We start from the raw sequence: 17,330 nt of genomic DNA, 5'->3' as shown, positions 1-17,330 counted from the left end.
GGGGGGGGGGGGGGGGGGGGCGCCGCCCCCGGGGCGGCCCGGCGGGGCGGGCCCCGGGCGGCGCGCCCCCCGCCCCCCCCCCCGCGCGGGGGCCCCGGGGGGGCCCGGCGGACGGCACGGCTCAGGACGGGGAGAGCGCGCGCAGGGGTCCGTCCAGCTCGCGCCGGTAGAAGTCGACGAACCCGTCGGGGTCGGGCCCCGCGTTCTGCATGACCAGGCGGTCGAAGCCCGCGTCCACGTACTTGCGGGCGGCCTCGACGTAGCGCTCGGGGTCGGGCCCGCAGGCGAAGTGCGCCAGGACGTCCTCCTCCCGGACCGTGGTGGTGGCGGCCGCGAAGTTGACCGGGTTGGGCAGCTCGCTCATGACCTTCCACCCGGTCAGGGCCCAGCGGGAGGTCTCCAGGGCCGCCTGCGCGGCGGTGTGCTCGTCCTGCGCCCAGGCCATGGGCACCTCGGCGTAGCCCGGACCGTCGCCGCCGGCGTCGCGGTAGTCCCGCACGATCTCGCCCTTGGCCTCGGTGGCGAACAGCCCGTCGCCGAACTCGGCCGCGAGCCTGGCCGACACCCCTCCGCTGGCCGCCACGGCGATCAGCGGCAGGGTGTCGGGCAGGTCGAAGACGCGGGCGTCCTCCAGGCGCAGGTAGTCGCCCTCGTAGGACTGGTAGCCGCCGCTCCAGAGCAGGCGGATGATCTCCAGGGCCTCGCGCAGCATGTCGTGGCGCACGTGGACCGAGTCGGGGAACTCCTGGCCGACGACGTGCTCGTTGAGCCGCTCCCCGGAGCCGACGCCGAGGACGAAGCGCCCCTGGGAGACCAGGGCCAGGGTCGCGGCGGCCTGGGCGATGATCGCCGGGTGGTAGCGCACCGTCGGGCAGGTCACCCCGGTCACCAGCCCGATCCGCTCGGTCCTGGCCGCGATGGCGCCGAGCACGGTCCAGGTGAACGGCGAGTGGCCCTGGTTGTCCAGCCAGGGGTGGTAGTGGTCGCTGATCTCCACGAAGTCGAACCCGGCGCGCTCGGCCAGCACCGCCTGCCGGATGAGCTCCTCGGGCCCGAAGGCCTCGGTCGCCAGCTTGTACCCGATCTGCATGCGTCCCCCTGCTCGGTGGTGGTCCCGGGCGCCCGGCCGCACTCCCCCGGCCCGGCCCCGTTCACGTACGGGTCGGCGGACGGGCGCCCCGGCCCCGTCCCCTCTCCCCGAGCACCCATACAACTACCGCGCGGGGCGCGGGCGGCGCTCCGACACACAGTGGGTCCCGGCCCCGGGCGCCGGGCCCTGCTGAGCGCGTTCCGGCAGGTCACCGGGGTCCGGACCGCGCAGGGAACCCCGCTGTCCGAGAGGCGACGGGGAGGCCCTCCCGGTCCGCGGGTCGGCCACCCCGCCCCGGCTCCGCCCCGCGGGCACTTCCCGAGGAAGGGCCGCCCCCATGCCCCCTCCGCCCGTCACCGACGACCGCTCCCCCGACGACGGCGCCAGGCTGGGCTTCGACGACCTGCCCGACGCCCCGGCCTTCGCCCAGGCCCTGGACAACCAGTGGATGCCCCCCGACCTGGCGGCCGAACGCCAGGACGCCAGGCCGTGGGACGGCACGGACGAGGTCGACGCCGCAGCCGGCGCGGAGCTGCGCCGCGCGCTGGTCAACAGCGGAACGCTGCTCGTCAACCGTGCTTTCCTGCTGAACAACCCGGTGCTCAACCGCCACTACGCCCCGGGGTGCGACCCCGGGGAGCGGGCGGCCCTGGCCACCCTGCTCGACGAGCGCGCGATCATCCCCTACCTGCTCTACGAGCGGTCGGCCGACGAGAGGCCCGCGTTCACGGTGGACGACGGCGTCTTCGACGCGTGGACCGAGCTCGTGCGCCAGACCCGTCCCGCCTGCCTGCGCTACTCCTGGGACGACGAGGCCAACTCCGCCTTCACGGCCGACACCAACCGGTTCTTCACCGAGCGCGTGGCACGTGTCCACGAGCTCGACCCCCACCGGCTGGCCGAGGGCCTGGGCCTGCCGCGCGAACAGGTGGACGACATGCGCCGGACCCTGCTGCGGGAGGTCGCGGCCTTCGCGGCCGGGGCCGAGCAGGACACCGGGCAGATCACCCGCAGCACGGTCTACCAGCGCTTCCTCACCCGGGAGGGGACCCTGCCGCACGAGCGCCTGCTCCGGGAGGGCGACCACGTCGTACCCGTCAAGCACCTGGTGGACCTCGTGTACAACACGGCCCTGCCCACCCTGGGCGGCGCCAACGCCCACACCCCTCCCCAGTCGCCCCCGAGGAGCGTGCTCCAGGAGCTGGACGGCGCGGGACCGGAGGCGGACCCCGAGGCCCTGGCCCGCCTGCTCACCACCTTCCGCGGCGTCTACGCCGACACCCTGTACCGCGCCCTCGACGGGCCCAACTCCTACACGGACCTGTCGCTGGAGGCCGTCGTCCGGCTGAGGGCGAGCGGGGAGTGGAGGGCCTACACGGACGCGGTGGGCCGCCTGACCACCGGTCTGAGCTGGGACCGGGTCCCCGACCCCGAGGAGTTCGCGGAGCTCACCCGGGCCGCGGCCCGGTCGCACGCGCAGATGCTGCGCACGGCGCGCAGGCTGGGCGGTCCGGCGGCCGGACGGGGCGGTCCCCGCTCGATCGTCACCGACCTGGTCCTCCAGGCGCCGGGGATGACGGTCACCGTCCTGTCGGAGGACAACCTCGTCCTGGCGGGACTGGGGGTGGCCGCGGCCCAGGCCCCGCTGGTGGCGCGCCTGGTGTTCCGCGACCGGTTCTCGCCCGCCGCGAGGAGCCTGTCCCACAGCATCACGTTTCCGACCATGCGGCTGGGGAACGCCAAGAGCGACCTCGACGACATCGTCCGTCTGTTCAGGGAGGACCGCGGCCGGGTCCACGCCGACGACAGTGTCGCCGGCCGCCCCTCCGACCAGCAGGTCAACGACGAGGAGTGACCCCTGGACGGGCCCGACCGTGGGAGACCCGTGGATCCCTACACCGCGTTGCGCGCCTCCCGCCCGGAGGAGTTCACCAACCTCTCCGGGGGGATCGAGATCCTCACCGACCCGGAGGACGTGGCCAAGGCGCGGGAGCGCGCGGGCGGGAGCGTCGGCGTCGTCTACGCGGACGAGTACGTCACGGTGGTGCGGGACGCCGTGCGCTTCCCGGACGGCCGGCTGGGCGCCTACGTGCGCGTGCTGGGCTCGGACCGGGAGCCCGGCGCCGTCGTCCTCCCCCTGCTGGGCGACTCGGTGGTGCTGGTCGAGCACTTCCGGCACGCCACCCGGGCCTGGCACGTGGAGGCCCCGCGCGGGTTCGGCGAGGACGGCGAGCCCGGCGAGGCGGGGGTGCGCCGCGAACTCCGCGAGGAGCTCGGCACGGAGGCCTCGGAGCTGTTCGACCTGGGCTCCGTGCACCCGGACTCGGGGCTGTTCGGCGGGCACGCCCGGCTGTGGGCCGCGCGGGTGGCGTCGCTGGGCCCGCTCGACGTCGGGGAGGGGCTCCGCCGGTCCCTGGTGGTGTCCCCGGACGAGGCCGAGGAGATGGTCCGCGACGGGCGGATCACCGACGCCTTCACCATCGCGGTCCTGACACGTGCCCGGATGCACGGGCTCCTGGACTGAGTCCGGCAGCGGAGCCCGGCCGGGCGGCGGTGGCCGCTCTCGGCGAGGGCCCGGACCGGGGCTCCCCCCGGGACCCCGGGCCGACCCGGCGGCGGCCCGGCCGCGCGGCGCGGCCCCCTCGCGCAGGACCGCCGTCACCTCGGCCACGGACTGTCCCGGCCGCGCGGCGCGGGCCCCGGTCCGGGGCGCGGTCCCGCCCGCCCGGGCGGGCGGGACCGCGCCCCGCGGAAAACGGGTTGCCGACGCGGAGCGGGGCGTGGAAGCCTTCCGGGACGCGCCCGGCGACCCCGCGCGTCCCGGCAGAACCCCACGTGGAGAGCGGTCTTGGGTTACATCGACGTCAACCAGGTCAGTCACACCCTTCCCGACGGGCGGGTCCTGCTGGACGCGGTGTCCTTCCGGGTGGGCGAGGGTTCCAAGACGGCGCTGGTGGGCGCCAACGGCGCGGGCAAGAGCACCCTGCTGCGGATCGTGCGCGGCGATCAGCGCCCCGGGGAGGGAGCGGTCACCCTGGACGGCGAGCTGGGGGTGATGCCGCAGTTCATCGGGCACGTACGCGACGAGACCACCGTGCACGAGCTGCTGGTGTCGGTGTCCCCGGCGGCGGTGCGCGAGGCGCACGCCGACGTGGAGGCCGCCGAGGCGGCGATGATGGTCGACGACGGCGAGAAGACGCAGATGCGCTACGCCGGGGCGATCGCCCGCTACGGGGACGCCGGGGGCTACGAGGCCGAGGTGGTGTGGGACCAGTGCTGCACGGCCGCACTGGGCGTCCCCTACGAGCGCTGCCGGTGGCGCGAGGTGCGCACCCTGTCGGGCGGTGAGCAGAAGCGCCTGGTCATCGAGGCCCTCCTGCGGGGGCCGTCGCCGCTCCTGCTGCTGGACGAGCCGGACAACTACCTGGACGTGCCCGGCAAGCGGTGGCTGGAGGACGCCCTGCTGGCCTCCCCCAAGACCGTGCTGTTCGTCTCCCACGACCGCGAGCTGCTGAGCCGGGTCCCCGACCGCATCGTCACGGTCGAGCTGGGCGCCGCGGGCAACACCGCGTGGACGCACGGGGGCGCCTTCGGCACCTACCACGCGGCGCGCCGCGAGCGGTTCGAGCGCCTGGACGAGCTGCGGCGGCGCTGGGACGAGGAGCACGCCAAGCTGAGGGCGCTGGTGGCCACCTACAAGCAGAAGGCGTCCTACAACTCGGACATGGCCTCGCGGTACCAGTCGGCCCGGACCCGCCTGCGCCGGTTCGAGGACGCGGGGCCGCCGGAGAACCTGCCCCGGGAGCAGAGCCTGCGGATGCGGCTGCGCGGCGGGCGCACCGGCAAGCGGGCCCTGGTGTGCGAGGGGCTGGAGCTGACGGGGCTGATGCGCCCGTTCGACCTGGAGGTCTGGTTCGGCGAGCGGGTGGCCGTGCTGGGCTCGAACGGGTCGGGGAAGTCGCACTTCCTGCGGCTGCTGGCCGGGGGCGGCAGCGCCCCCGAGTCGACCCCGCTGTCGGAGGAGGAGCGGGCGCGGGTGCCCTCCGTGGAGCACTCCGGGACGGCCCGGCTGGGCGCGCGCGTGCTGCCCGGGTGGTTCGCGCAGACCCACGAGCACCCGGAGTTCGCGGGCCGCACGCTCCTGGACATCCTGCACCGGGGCGAGGGGTCCCGGCGGGGGATCCCGCGGGAGGAGTCGGGGCGGGCGCTGGACCGCTACGAGCTGGCGCCGGCCGCGGAGCAGGCGTTCGACACGCTGTCCGGCGGCCAGCAGGCGCGGTTCCAGGTGCTGCTGCTGGAGCTGTCGGGGACGACCATGCTGCTGCTGGACGAGCCGACGGACAACCTGGACGTGGTGTCGGCGGAGGCGCTGGAGTCGGCGCTGGAAACCTACCAGGGCACGATCCTGGCGGTCACGCACGACCGGTGGTTCGCGCGGGGGTTCGACCGGTTCGTCGTGTTCGGCGCGGACGGGGGCGTGTACGAGGCCCCCGAGCCGGTGTGGGACGAGGCCCGGGTGCGCCGCGCGAGGTAGGGCGGGCGCGTCCCGGGGCGCTCCCTGTGGGAGTCTCCTCGACCGCGCACGTGCTCGGCCTCGCCGGTCCCCGGGCGCTCCCGGCGGGAGGCCGGGCCGCTCCCCCGGGGGGTAGGGGGAGCGACCCGGCCCGTCTGCGCGGCAGCCGGGCGCCGGGCCGCGTGGTCACCCGCGGTGTCCGGACCGGGGGCGCGAGCCCGGGGTCCTCATAGCTTTCGTACGAATTGCGCCGTGTGGCGCCACAATCTATCACCGGGGCCTCCGTGGGGCCACAGCCCCGACGACGCCGGAGGGCGGCCCCCGCCCGGTTCCGCCACGGCCCCGGCGCTCACCGGACGGGCACCGCCAGTTCGACGAGCGAGGAGCACTCCTCCAGGCAGCCGCCCACCCGGAGGACGCCGCCCGAGGAGGCCCCGGGCAGGTGGAAGGCGGCGCGGGCGAGGGTCCCCGCGTCGAGTTCGCGGCGTCCCGCGACGGCGTCCACCCGGCTCTCGTGTCCGCTCCCGCTCCGGTAGACGGCCTGCCCCAGGTCGAGGTCGGCGTTCTCGCGCGTCTCGAAGCCGACCGTCACCACCAGGGCCTTGGCCGTGGTCGACCGGTAGGCGGTCAGCAGGGTGGCGCTCACCCCCGCGGACTCCGCCCTGGGACGCGTGCCCGGGGCAGGGACCAGCAGGCCCGGACCGGGGTCGCCGCCGTTCACGCGCAGGCCGCCGACCAGCCCGTCCTGCGCGGTGAAGCCCCGGTACCCGGAGCAGCCCGGCGCGCCTCCGGGGTCGGACTCGCGGCACAGCTTCCAGCCGTGGGCGGTGCGCTCGGCCTCGAAGACCGCGGCGGGGCTGCCCCCGTCGGCCCCGGCGCGGGCGACGGACACCTGGTGGGCGAGGTAGTCGTGGGCCGTGGAGCCCTCGGCCGCGTACGCCAGCCCGGCGGCCATCCGTGCGGGGTCGCCGGAGGCGAGCGCCTCCATGTACGCCGCGACGGCCTCCTCGGGGGCCTCCTCCGGCTCCCGCGCCTCCCCCGTCGCGGGGTCGGAGGCGGAGGGCCGCTCCTCCGGGTCCGTCCCCGGACCGGTGCGGGGCCCCTCCTCCCCGCCGGGGGTGCGGGCGGGCCCGGGCGCCGGGCGCGCGCCGTCGGGCTCGGACGGCGCGGCCGGCGCGTGCCCGCCGCCGGGCGGGAGGCGCACCCCGGCGGCGTCGCAGCCGGCCGCGGCGGCCCCGAGGAGGATGACGGCCGCGGCGGCGGCCAGCCGGATCGACGCCATTCCCGTTTCCCCCGTGTTCTCCGCGAGAACCCACGACCCGCCGATTTTATGACTCGGCGTCGTCAATGCAGGGGTTTGTCGGCGTAAGGAGTTGTCGACGGTTTCCCGCTCCGCCGGGGCAGGGGCCGCCCCTCCCTGGGGCCCCTGCCCCGGCCGGACCGTCTACGGGCGCAGGACGACGGGGAACTCCCGCAGGCTGGTCACCGACAGCGCCGCCACGACCTCCAGCTCCTCGTCCGGGACCGCCAGGCGAAGGTCGGGGAAGCGCTCGAAGAGCATCGGCAGGATGATCCCGGCCTCCAGGCGCGACAGGGGCGCGCCGGGGCAGATGTGCGGACCGTACCCGAAGGAGATGTGGCGGCCCTGCGTCCGGTCCGGGTCGAACACCGACGGGTGCGGCTCCTCCCCGAACTCCTGCCGGTCCCGCGTCGCGGCGCCGTAGTGCGTCATCAGCGCCTCGCCCTTGCGGATGGTCTGGCCGCCGATCTCGACGTCCTCGGTGGCGAACCGGAACATCATGACGTTGTTGGGCGGGTCGTAGCGCAGGGTCTCCTCGACCACCGCGTCCCACGTGACCTCGCCGCGCCTGAGCCGGTCGAGCTGCCCGGGGTGGGCGAGCAGCGCGCGCACCACGTTGTTGAGCAGGTTGACCGTCGTCTCGTGCCCGGCCGCCACCACCGTCAGCAGGGTGACGGCGATCTCCGTGTCGCTGAGGGCGTCGTCCTCCCCCTCGCCCGCCCGGAGCAGGTCGGCGGTGAAGTCGTCGTGCTCGTCCACGGCCGCCCTCTTGCGGGCCGTCATCTCCGCGAAGAACTGGAACAGGGTCGCGTAGATCTGGAGGTGCTCCCCCTCCTCGGTGGTGCCGGAGAAGAGCTTGGCGTACATCTCGCCCAGGTTGGTGTACTCCTCCTCCGCCACCCCGTACAGCTCGCCGATCACGGCCATGGGCACCTTGAACGTGAACTCCGACCGCAGGTCCAGCCGCTCGCCCGCCCGCTCCTCCAGCGCGTCCAGGGCCTTGGAGGTCAGCGCCTCGATGCGCGGGCGCAGCCTCTCGACCCGGCGCGCCGAGAAGGGGCTGGCGATGAGCCGGCGCATCCTGCGGTGCGGCGCGCCGTCCAGGGCGAGCATGTTGGTGTCGTCGGTGGGGATGGTCCCCATCAGCGGCCACTCCGCGGTGACCGCGCCGCTCTGGAAGTCGGCCCAGTGCGCGACGCTCTTGACGAACCGGGGGTCGTTGAGCGTGGCCCGGCTGACCTCGTGGTGGGTGGTGGCCCACGCGCGCACGCCGCCGGGCAGCTCCACCCGCACGACCGGGCCCTCCTGGTACAGGCGCTCGCGGTCGGCCTGCACGTCCTCGGGCACCGCGTGGACGAGGACCGCTCCGTCGGGGGTGTGCTGAACGGGACAGGGCATCAGATGACTCCTTGGGGGGGTGCTGGAGTGAAGGTGACCGGGAGGGAGACGACCCCCCGGACCCAGGGCGACGGACGCCACCGGACCTCGTCGGCGGGTACCGCCAGCTCGATGTCGGGCAGACGGTCGAGCAGGACCTCGATGGCCGTGATGGCCATGGTCTCGGCCGTCCCCCGCGCGGCGTGGGGGCAGCCGTGTTCTCCGTGGGAGAAGGACAGGTGGGCGTGGTTGGTCCCGCCGCCGGGCGCGCGCGGGCCGGCGTGCACGCGCGGGTCCTTGTTGGCCGCGGCGTACCCGAGCAGCAGCAGGTCGCCCTTGCGGACGACCTTCCCGCCCAGCTCCACGTCGTGGACGGCGAAGCGGCCGGCGTTCATCTGCGACGGGGAGTCCTCCCACAGGACCTCGGTCAGGGCCTCCTGGACGCTGCTGCGCGCCCCGGACAGGGAGGCGGAGAACCGGTCGTCGGTGAGCATCAGGCGCAGCGCGTTGCCGATCCACTCCGAGGTGGTCTGGTGGGCCCCGCCCAGGACCGCCACGAGCTCGGCGACCAGGTCCTCCTCCGTGTAGGCGGCGGGGTGGGCGATCATCCGGGAGACCACGTCCGGCCCGGGCTCGGCCCTGCGGGCGGCGATCAGCCCGGCCAGCTCGGCGGCGATCTCGGCGTGGGCCCTCTGGGAGTCGGGGCCGGCGTCGAAGACGGTCCCCATGAGGGAGGCGATCCTCTCGCCCCGGTCGTCGTCCATGCCGTACATCCAGCACAGGAGCAGGGAGGGCAGGCGCTGGGCGTACTGGGAGCGCAGGTCGGCCGAGGAGGAGGCACAGAAGCCGTCGACGAGGCGGTCGGCGATGCGGGTGGCGACCATGCGCAGCTCGTGCGGGTCGGCGCCGTCGAGGGCGTCGTTGACCGCCCGCACCCGCCGCCGGTGGTCCTCGCCCTCCGCCGAGAGCAGGTTGGGGAGCGGGACCAGCACCGGCAGCAGCGGCCAGTTCTCCGGCACCCTGTCCCAGGCGTTCCAGCGCCGGGGGCTGCGGGCGAACACGCCGTGGTCGCTCAGCACGTGGTGGAGCTCCTGGTAGCCGATGACCAGCCAGGCGGGGACGTCACCGTCCATGAGCACGGGCACGACCGGCCCGTGCTCCTCGCGCATGGACCGGTAGAAGCCCTCTGGGTCGGCGTTGAACGCGGGGTCGTACAGCTTGACGGGCTGGCCTCGCACGGGGTTCCTCTCCTGGAGGGGGCGCTGCCCCGCGCCGACCGGCTCGTGCCCGGTCGCGCGCGTGGCCTGGGGATGGGCGTGTGCCGGACCTCGGCGGCGCCGGCACCGGTGCTAGTGCCGCGCGGGCGGCCGGGGCCGGGGGGCCTCGCCGGGGCCGCTCACCGGGCGCTCCGCGCCGCGACGAGGGAGCGGACGTGCCGGACCAGCGAGATCAGGACCTGCTTGGCCGAGTCGCGCTCGCGGGCGTCGCAGCGCACGAGCGGGACGGCCGGGTCGAGGTCGAGGGCGGCGCGCACCTCGTCGAGGCCGTGGGAGGTCTCCCCGAAGTCGTTGTGGGCGACGACGAAGGGGGTCCCCTGGGCCTCCAGCCGGTCGATGGCGTACCAGGACTCCTCCAGGCGGCGGGTGTCCACGAGGACGACCGCGCCGAGCGACCCGGCGAAGAGGCGGTCCCACAGGAACCAGAAGCGCTCCTGGCCGGGCGCCCCGAACACGTACAGGACGGCGGTGGCGTCCAGGGTGATGCGGCCGAAGTCGAAGGCGACGGTGGTGGCGCGCTTGCCCTCGACGCCCTCCAGGTCGTCGACGGCCGCGCCCGCCCGCGTCATGGTCTCCTCGGTGTCGAGCGGCCGGATCTCGCTGACCGAGCGCACCAGGGTGGTCTTGCCGACGCCGAAGCCCCCGAGGACGGTGATCTTGAGGGCCTGCTCCGTGGTCCCGGGCAGCGGCGCCTCGGCGGTGCGGGGCCCGGGTGCGGGGGGCTCAGAGGTTGTGGAGTGCAACGAGGACCTTCTCCAGGACGTCCGGTGAGGCGAGGGGCTGGGCCGGCGAGGGGGCCGGCCGGGGGTGGCGCGCGGTGATCCTGCCGGTGTCCAGGAGGTCGGTGAGCAGGATGCGCACGACCGCCACGGGCAGGCGCAGGTGCGCCGACACCTCCACCACCGCCGTCGGGTTCCGGCACAGGCGCAGGATCTCGGCGTGCTCGGACTGCATGCCGGGCACGGCCTCGCTCTCGGCCACGACGAGGGTGACCGCGTCCAGCGACTCGTCGGCTCCCCCGCTCCGGCCGGAGGTGATCACGTAGAGCCGGTCGGGCCCCTCGTGGCGGTGGGCGCCGCTCATGCCGGTCCGGGGACCGCGCGCGGCGGCGTGGTGAGGTGCTCGCCCATCTGCTCGACGAGTTCGTTCATGTTGTGCCCGACCAGGCCGGGCTCGGCCTCCGCCGACGTGATGACGGCGAGGTGGGCCCCGTGCCCCGCCTCGACGATGAACAGCAGCCCGCCGTAGAACTCGGCCATGGCCTGGCGGACGCCGCCCCCTCCGTCGCCGAACTCCACCGACGCGCTGTGCGCCAGGCTCTGCACCCCGGCGGCGATGGCCGCGAGGTGGTCGGCGCTGTCGGCGCGCAGGCCCGCGCTGTGGCACAGCTTGAGCCCGTCGCGTGACAGGACGAGCGCGTGGCGGGTGCCGGGCGTGCGTTCGAGGAGGCCTTCGAGAAGCCAGGTCAACGTGTCGAGGTCCATCATGCGTCCTTCGGTGATCCGGTCGGGTCCTGGCCGCGCACAGCGGAGCGGAACGCGCCGAACCCCTGGGCCGCGGTGGCGGGACGTGTCGTACGGGGTCGGGGCCCGGCGCTCTCGGCCGCCGCGAGGGTCTGCCCGCGGCGGCGCTGGGGCAGCCCGCCGTCCGCGGCGGCCGGCGCCGCGGCGGGGAGCGGTCCGGTCCCGGTGTCCGCGGTCCCCGGGCGGACCGGGGTGGAGGGGGCCTCCTCGGGCTCCGGTCGGACCGGGGGCTCGGGCAGCGGTTTGACGAGTTTGCGGGGCAGGAGCAGGACGACCGCGGTGCCGCCGCGCGAGGAGGGGCGGAAGGAGACCGACAGACCGTACCGGTGGGCGATCCGGCCCACGACCGACAGCCCCAGTCGCGTGCCGGAGATGGCGGAGAGGTCGAGGCGGTTCTCGACCGCGCTGCGGGCCCGGCGCAGGGCCTCCTCCCCCATGACCAGCCCGCCGTCCTCGACCATGACGGCGATCCCGGCCTGCACCTCCTCCACGTGCACGTGGACCTCGGCGGTGGGCGGCGAGAACTTGGCCGCGTTGTCGAGGACCTCGGCGAGGGCGTGGATGACGCCCTCGGCGGCGAACCCGGCGACGGCCTGCTCGGACACGTTGTGTACGCGGACGCGCCGGTAGGCGCCGATCCGCCCCATGGCTCCGCGGACGACGCTCTCCATCGCGATGGCGCGGCCCCAGCGGCGGCCGGAGCGCGCCCCGGTCAGGACGGCGATGCTGTCGGCGATGCGTCCCGCCTGGGCGGTGCTGTGGTCCAGGTGCATGAGGTCGCCGAGGACGTCGTCGCCGGAGCCGTCGCCGTGGCGCTCCTGCATCCGGCGCAGGTCGGCGAGCATCGTGGTGGTGAGCGCCTGGACCCGCCCGGCCGCGGTGGCGCAGGCGACCATGGCGGCCGACCTGCGGCGTTCGGCGGCGGCGATCTCCGCGGCGACCGCCTTCAGCGCGGCGTGCGCTCCGGGGTCGTCGATCCGGGGCAGCCGGTGCAGGGCGGTCTCGGCGGAGTCCCCGGCGCGCAGGCGCTCGACCAGCCGGGGCAGGTGCTCGTCGGCGAGCGCGGCGGTGTCGGTGCGCAGGCCGGCGAGCTCGGCGCCGAGCTCGCGGACCCGGCGGTCGCGGCGGTCCAGGAGCAGGGCGAGGGCCACGAGCAGCAGGAGGGGCGCGGCGGACGCCGCGGCGGCCGGGAGTTCCCGGAGTCCGGGGACGGCCCACAGGGTCCAGCCCCAGAAGGGCAGGGCGGCCAGCGGGAGCAGGAGGAGCCGGCGCGGGGCGCGCGTCCCCTGCGGCGCGTCTCCCGGGGGGAGGGGGGTCTTCCAGGCAGTCATCGGGCTCCACGTCCGGCGGCGTCTTCACTTGCGGGCAGTGCACGAGGGCACGCGGAAAGATCGTTTTCCGCATACGGGAGTCCACCGAAAGGAAGGACGTAATTGTCTCAACCAGCGCTTTTCGGCGCACAGCGAGTCAACATACCATCAGACGATGGAAGCGACCATGCCAGGACAATGAAGAATCAATGGGGGACACGGCACAGGCGCCCGCATCCCGCCGGGCAGAGGACTTCCCCAACGTGATAGGCACTTTCGCAACCCCTCGGAAAATGAGCAAACGCCATTGTCCGGACAATCCGGGCGCACATATCGTGAACAGCCACGACAGCATGCACAAGCGCCCCGTGTTACAGATGTGGCAGATGTGACTAGCGCGCCCACGGGGTCGCGGAACAGCCGGGCGGCCGCCCCGCCGAACCGCGCGTCCGCGGCGCGCCTCTCCCCGCGCGGGCGACCGCACCCCGGGAACGGCGGCGACCTGACGGACACGGAGCGCATGTGCGCGCCGTTCCGCCGGGGGGCCGAACCGGCCTCCGAGCGGACGGCGGCCGGTCGGACCGCCCCACCCCGCGGCGCGGGAGCACCCGGCCCGCACCGTCGGACACGCGGCGCCCGCGACCGGCACGTGAACCGCGACGCGCCGACCGATGGAACAAAGGGGGTGTACGGGATGTTTTTCTTCCAAGGACGCGCGGAATAGAGACACACCCGAAAAGGGCACCCTGGAGTGCCGCAGGTCACATGTGCCAGACTCTGCGCGCCGGACGAAGTTTCCGAGGACGAGTGGCCCCGAGAGCTCCCGGGGTGATTCGACCTCAGGTCAGCGGGGAATCTTGACGTGGAACGACGTGTTACACCCCGCGAGACCGCACAAGCGCCTGGAGGCACCCACACGATGGCCGAGCGAGCACTTCGCGGCACCCGGCTCGGGGCGACGAGCTACGAGAACGACCGCAACACCGACCTGGCTCCGCGGCAGGAAGTCACCTACGACTGCACCCGGGGCCACCGCTTCTCGGTCACGTTCGCGACCGAGGCCGAGATCCCCGTCGAATGGGAGTGCCGCTTCTGCGGCGACCGCGCCCTCCGACGGGACGGCAACGGCGAAGAGCCCAAGAACACCAAGCCGGTGCGCACGCACTGGGACATGCTGCTGGAGCGCCGGAGCATGGAGGACCTCGAAGAGGTCCTCGCCGAACGCCTGGCCCTCCTGCGCGCCCGCCGCCGCGAGGAGGCGGCCAAGGTGGAGGAGCTCGCCAAGCAGCGGCAGAGCGCCTGACCACCCCGCGACACACGGGGGCGGTGGACGATGCGTCCGCCGCCCCCGTCGTCGTGTGCGGGGGTCCGCCCCTCGGGACGGGCGGCCGTGCCCCCCGGCCGCGGCCGAAGGGGTCGGCGGCCCCGCCCCGTGGTCTCGTACCCGCGGCGGGGTTCGGCGTCGGCCGCACGTACGAGGTCATCCGGGCCGGGGCCCTCACGCCGCACGGGCGGCGGTTCCGGTCGGCCCCTAGCCGCGGTTGAAGGGGTCCTGCGTGTGGCCGACGAGCTCCTTCACCGACTCGAGCACCCGTGTGGGGCGGTAGGGGAACTGCTCGGCCGTGTCCCGGCCGGAGATGCCCGTCAGCACCAGGACGGTCTGCAGGCCCGCCTCCAGGCCGCTGAGCACGTCGGTGTCCATCCGGTCGCCGACCATCAGCGTGTTCTCGGAGTGGGCGCCGATCCGGCGCAGCGCCGACCGCATCATCAGGGGGTTGGGCTTGCCGATGAAGTAGGGGCGCCGCCCCGTCGCCTTCTCGATCAGCGCGGCGACCGCGCCCGTGGCGGGCAGCGGGCCCTCGGCGCTCGGACCGGTCTCGTCGGGGTTGGTGGCGATGAACCTGGCCCCGCCGCGGACCAGGCGGATCGCACGGGTGATGGCCTCGAAGCTGTAGGTGCGCGTCTCGCCCAGGACCACGTAGTCGGGGTTGCGCTCGGTCATCACGTAGCCGACGTTGTGCAGGGCGGTGGTCAGCCCCGACTCGCCGACGACGTAGGCGGAGCCGCCGGGGCGCTGGGTCTGGAGGAACTGCGCCGTCGCCAGCGCCGACGTCCAGATGGACTCCTCCGGGATGTCCAGGCCCGTGTTGAGCAAACGCGCGCGCAGATCACGCGGGGTGTACATGGAGTTGTTGGTCAACACCATGAACGGGGTCCCGTGTTCGCGCAGCTCCGCGATCAGCGTGTCGGCGCCGGGGATCAGGTGTTCCTCGCGTACGAGGACGCCGTCCATGTCGAAAAGGTAGTTCCACTCGTTGCTCACGTGCACCATTGTGCATGCCGTGGTCGGTAGTGCACCATTCCTACCCCCCGGTAGTGGACACGACTCACACCCGCCCGTCCGGGACGGGGCGCGGGAGAACACCGCTCGTCCACGCTTCCGACACCCAGGGCCGCCCGCCCCCGCGTCCGGATCATCGCGCCGGAGACCGGCGTGCCGGGGAGGGGCGCGGGCGAGGGCGCCGCGCGGGCCGTCCCCCGGCCCGCGGTCAGACCGGGGGCCAGGGGACGGCCGGCCAGTCCGGGGCGGGGTAGGGGTGGATGCCGTGGCGCACGAGCAGCTCCACCCGGCTGCGGACCGCGTAGGCCTCCGGGCCGGTCAGGTGGCGGCGCAGGGTCGCGGACAGGGCGCTGCCGGAGTCCTCGAGCTGGGCCCCCACCGCCCCCAGCCGCTCCACGACGTCCTCGGGCAGGGGCTGCCCCTGCCACTGCCACAGCACCGTGCGCAGCTTGTAGTCCTCGGCGAAGGTGACGCCGTGGTCGCAGCCGTACAGGTGCCCCCCGGGGGTGGGCAGCAGGTGGCCGATCTTGCGGTCGGAGTTGTTGACGACCGCGTCGAACACCGCCATGCGGCGCAGGCCGGTGTTGTCGGTCTCCCTCGACAGGGCGACCAGGTCCACCGTCGTGTCGCCGTGCACCCACAGCTGCACCATGCCCTCGCCGAAGGGGCCCTCGCGGTGGACCGTGGGCGGCACGACCGCCCAGCCCAGAGCCTCGGAGACGGCGTAGGCGGAGACCTCGCGGCCGGCCAGCGTCCCGTCGGGGAAGTCCCACAGTGGCCGCTCCCCCGCCACCGGCTTGTACACGCACGCCGCCGAGCGGACGCCGTCGGAGACCGTGCAGTACAGGGTGGCGTTGGACGCGGCGGTCAGGCGCCCCTCCACGGTGATCTCCCCGTGGAGGAGGAGTTCGAGCCCCACGGAGGGGCTGAGGCCGTCGAAGGCGTCGGCGGTGTCCCTCATGGCGGCCCTCCGGGGGTCGGGAGTGAGCGTGTCGGGACCGCCGGCGGCGTCGTCGACGGCGAGGTCAGACGAGGCGGTCCGGGCGGTAGCCGTTCTGGCGCGCGCAGATGTGGCCGTTGGGGTCGAGCGGGCGCCCGCACAGCGGGCAGTCCGGGCGGCCGGCGGCGACGACCTTCATCGCGCGTCCGGCGAACGCGCGGGCGGCGCCGGGCGTGAGGTAGACGCGCAGGACGTCGCGGTGGGCGGGGGCCTCCTCGGCGAAGACCTCCAGCTCCTCCTCGTCGTCCTCGACCAGGTCCTCGCCGGCGGTCTCGTCGACCTCCTGCGCCTCGATGATGACGCGGGCCGCCTCGGCGTCCCAGGCCAGGGCGAGGGTGCCCACGCGGAAGTCCTGCTCGATGGGCTGCTCGAGGGGGCCGTCGTCCTCGGGCGAGGCGACGTCGTCCGGCGGGGAGCCGAAGCGCCGGTTCACTTCTTCCAGCAGTTCCTCGATACGGGTGGCGAGCGCCTCGACCTGCGCCTTCTCCAGCACGACGCTGGTGATGCGCCCCTCTCCCACCGCTTGGAGGAAGAAGGTGCGGTCTCCCGGCTGGCCCACGGTTCCTGCGACGAACCGCTCCGGCGGGTTGAACTGAAAGACGGGCATGGAAAGAACCTTAAGGGATAGCGCGGGCCCCGCGCCAAACCCCCCGGATCCGCTGGTGGAGCGTCAGGGCCGGGCGGGGCGGCCCGGCGCCGGGTCCGGACGGGGTCCCGGCGCCCACGCCCGCCCCGGCCCCTCAGGCGGTGCCCGGGGCCGGCGCCCGGCTCCCCGCTCCCCCGCCCACGGCCGCTTCCCCGCCCGCCTCCGCCGGGGTGGGCAGGCCGGCGGCCAGGCCCTCGCCCGTGTCGTTGAGCTTGTTGAGGAACGGGCGGGTGCGCGCGTAGGTGATGGAGGTGACCGAGCAGGGGTCCACGCGCAGGCGCTGGAAGAGGTCCAGGTGCATGCCGAGTGCGTCGGCGACGATCGCCTTGATGATGTCGCCGTGGCTGCACACCACGTACACGGGCGGCGCGGCCGGTGCGTCCCCGTCCCCGGCGGGGGACGGTACCGCCGCCCCCGCCGGGGGCAGCAGCAGGCGGGTGTTCCAGTCGCGGACGGCCCCGACGGCGCGGGCCGAGGCGGCGGCGAGCGACTCGCCGCCGGGGAAGCGGGCGGCGCTGGGGTGGTCCTGCACGACGCGCCACAGGGGTTCGCCGGACAGCTCGGCCAGCGAGCGCCCGGTCCAGGAGCCGTAGTCGCACTCCAGGAAGCGCTCGTCCTCGGTGACGGGGACGCCGAGCCGTTCGGCGACGGCCCCGGCCGTCTCCCGGCAGCGTTCGAGCGGGCTGGAGACCAGGGCCGCCGGGCGGAGTCCGGCCAGGCGGGCGGCCAGGTCGGCGGCCTGGGCGCGGCCCGTGTCGTTGAGGTGGACCCCCGCGGCCCGCCCGGCCAGGCGGGGCCCTGTGGCGTCGGTCATCCCGTGCCGGACGAGGAGGAGGGTGACCGCCTCGGGCGCGGTCGGGGTCTCGTGGGGTGCTGGTGTCGCCATGGGCACCAGGGTAGGCCCGGTCGGGGCCGCCGGGCCGGAGTCCGGGGGCGCGCCCGCCGATTGGGCG

Annotated in this window: 16 protein-coding genes; 4 read left to right on the top strand and 12 right to left on the bottom strand. The window is 74.8% G+C overall.

Features of this window, described 5'->3' with window-relative positions; genetic code table 11:
- Nucleotides 1–121 precede the first annotated feature (121 nt).
- Complete coding sequence (locus ACWGL3_RS23350) at nucleotides 122–1,090, bottom strand: TIGR03557 family F420-dependent LLM class oxidoreductase (protein ID WP_267949254.1); 969 nt, start codon at nucleotides 1,088–1,090, stop codon at nucleotides 122–124.
- A gap of 337 nt (nucleotides 1,091–1,427) precedes the next feature.
- Between ACWGL3_RS23350 and ACWGL3_RS23345 the strand changes: the two genes are divergently transcribed.
- From ACWGL3_RS23345 to ACWGL3_RS23335, 3 genes are all read left to right on the top strand, one after another.
- Nucleotides 1,428–2,945: a hypothetical protein gene (locus ACWGL3_RS23345; RefSeq protein ID WP_267949253.1), complete on the top strand. Its 1,518-nt coding sequence runs from the start codon at nucleotides 1,428–1,430 to the stop codon at nucleotides 2,943–2,945.
- Between the two features lie 30 nt (nucleotides 2,946–2,975).
- Complete coding sequence (locus ACWGL3_RS23340) at nucleotides 2,976–3,614, top strand: NUDIX hydrolase (protein WP_452461781.1); 639 nt, start codon at nucleotides 2,976–2,978, stop codon at nucleotides 3,612–3,614.
- 324 nt (nucleotides 3,615–3,938) lie between these two features.
- Complete coding sequence (locus tag ACWGL3_RS23335) at nucleotides 3,939–5,624, top strand: ABC-F family ATP-binding cassette domain-containing protein (protein WP_267949251.1); 1,686 nt, start codon at nucleotides 3,939–3,941, stop codon at nucleotides 5,622–5,624.
- A gap of 328 nt (nucleotides 5,625–5,952) precedes the next feature.
- On the opposite strand, the gene ACWGL3_RS23330 is transcribed toward ACWGL3_RS23335, so the two are convergent.
- The 7 genes from ACWGL3_RS23330 to ACWGL3_RS23300 all read right to left on the bottom strand — a co-directional run bounded on the left by ACWGL3_RS23330 (nucleotide 5,953) and on the right by ACWGL3_RS23300 (nucleotide 12,411).
- Nucleotides 5,953–6,885 carry a hypothetical protein gene (locus ACWGL3_RS23330; RefSeq protein ID WP_267949250.1) on the bottom strand — a complete coding sequence of 311 codons (933 nt, stop codon included), beginning with the start codon at nucleotides 6,883–6,885 and terminating at the stop codon, nucleotides 5,953–5,955.
- 162 nt (nucleotides 6,886–7,047) lie between these two features.
- On the bottom strand, nucleotides 7,048–8,301 hold the full coding sequence (locus ACWGL3_RS23325; protein ID WP_267949249.1) for a cytochrome P450 family protein: 1,254 nt from the start codon (nucleotides 8,299–8,301) through the stop codon (nucleotides 7,048–7,050).
- Nucleotides 8,301–9,518, bottom strand: coding sequence for a cytochrome P450 (locus tag ACWGL3_RS23320; protein WP_267949248.1), 1,218 nt, complete (start codon nucleotides 9,516–9,518; stop codon nucleotides 8,301–8,303). The genes ACWGL3_RS23325 and ACWGL3_RS23320 overlap by 1 nt, the downstream gene beginning before the upstream one ends.
- A 158-nt stretch (nucleotides 9,519–9,676) precedes the next feature.
- Nucleotides 9,677–10,300, bottom strand: a complete 624-nt coding sequence (locus ACWGL3_RS23315; RefSeq protein WP_267949247.1) for a GTP-binding protein — start codon at nucleotides 10,298–10,300, stop codon at nucleotides 9,677–9,679.
- On the bottom strand, nucleotides 10,281–10,640 hold the full coding sequence (locus ACWGL3_RS23310; protein ID WP_267949246.1) for a DUF742 domain-containing protein: 360 nt from the start codon (nucleotides 10,638–10,640) through the stop codon (nucleotides 10,281–10,283). The genes ACWGL3_RS23315 and ACWGL3_RS23310 overlap by 20 nt, the downstream gene beginning before the upstream one ends.
- Complete coding sequence (locus tag ACWGL3_RS23305; protein ID WP_267949245.1) at nucleotides 10,637–11,041, bottom strand: roadblock/LC7 domain-containing protein; 405 nt, start codon at nucleotides 11,039–11,041, stop codon at nucleotides 10,637–10,639. Before ACWGL3_RS23305 ends, ACWGL3_RS23310 begins: the two co-directional genes overlap by 4 nt.
- A complete protein-coding gene (locus ACWGL3_RS23300; RefSeq protein WP_452461779.1) occupies nucleotides 11,041–12,411 on the bottom strand; it encodes an ATP-binding protein in 1,371 nt (456 codons plus the stop codon). The genes ACWGL3_RS23305 and ACWGL3_RS23300 overlap by 1 nt, the downstream gene beginning before the upstream one ends.
- An 898-nt stretch (nucleotides 12,412–13,309) precedes the next feature.
- Here ACWGL3_RS23300 and ACWGL3_RS23295 point away from each other — a divergent pair.
- Nucleotides 13,310–13,693: an RNA polymerase-binding protein RbpA gene (locus tag ACWGL3_RS23295; RefSeq protein WP_267949243.1), complete on the top strand. Its 384-nt coding sequence runs from the start codon at nucleotides 13,310–13,312 to the stop codon at nucleotides 13,691–13,693.
- 228 nt (nucleotides 13,694–13,921) lie between these two features.
- Here the strand turns inward: ACWGL3_RS23295 and ACWGL3_RS23290 are convergent, their stop codons facing one another.
- The 4 genes from ACWGL3_RS23290 to ACWGL3_RS23275 form a co-directional block, all read right to left on the bottom strand.
- Nucleotides 13,922–14,722 carry an HAD-IIA family hydrolase gene (locus ACWGL3_RS23290; protein ID WP_267949242.1) on the bottom strand — a complete coding sequence of 267 codons (801 nt, stop codon included), beginning with the start codon at nucleotides 14,720–14,722 and terminating at the stop codon, nucleotides 13,922–13,924.
- A gap of 217 nt (nucleotides 14,723–14,939) precedes the next feature.
- A complete protein-coding gene (locus tag ACWGL3_RS23285; RefSeq protein WP_267949241.1) occupies nucleotides 14,940–15,692 on the bottom strand; it encodes an SCO1664 family protein in 753 nt (250 codons plus the stop codon).
- A 64-nt stretch (nucleotides 15,693–15,756) separates the two neighbouring features.
- Complete coding sequence (locus tag ACWGL3_RS23280) at nucleotides 15,757–16,338, bottom strand: DUF3090 domain-containing protein (protein ID WP_267949240.1); 582 nt, start codon at nucleotides 16,336–16,338, stop codon at nucleotides 15,757–15,759.
- A gap of 133 nt (nucleotides 16,339–16,471) precedes the next feature.
- Nucleotides 16,472–17,263, bottom strand: coding sequence for an MSMEG_4193 family putative phosphomutase (locus ACWGL3_RS23275; RefSeq protein WP_267949239.1), 792 nt, complete (start codon nucleotides 17,261–17,263; stop codon nucleotides 16,472–16,474).
- Nucleotides 17,264–17,330: the final 67 nt, after the last annotated feature.

Source organism: Nocardiopsis sp. NPDC055824, from assembly GCF_053616335.1.
Note: the sequence above shows the minus strand (reverse complement) of the source record. Positions and strands in the feature narration are given on the sequence as shown.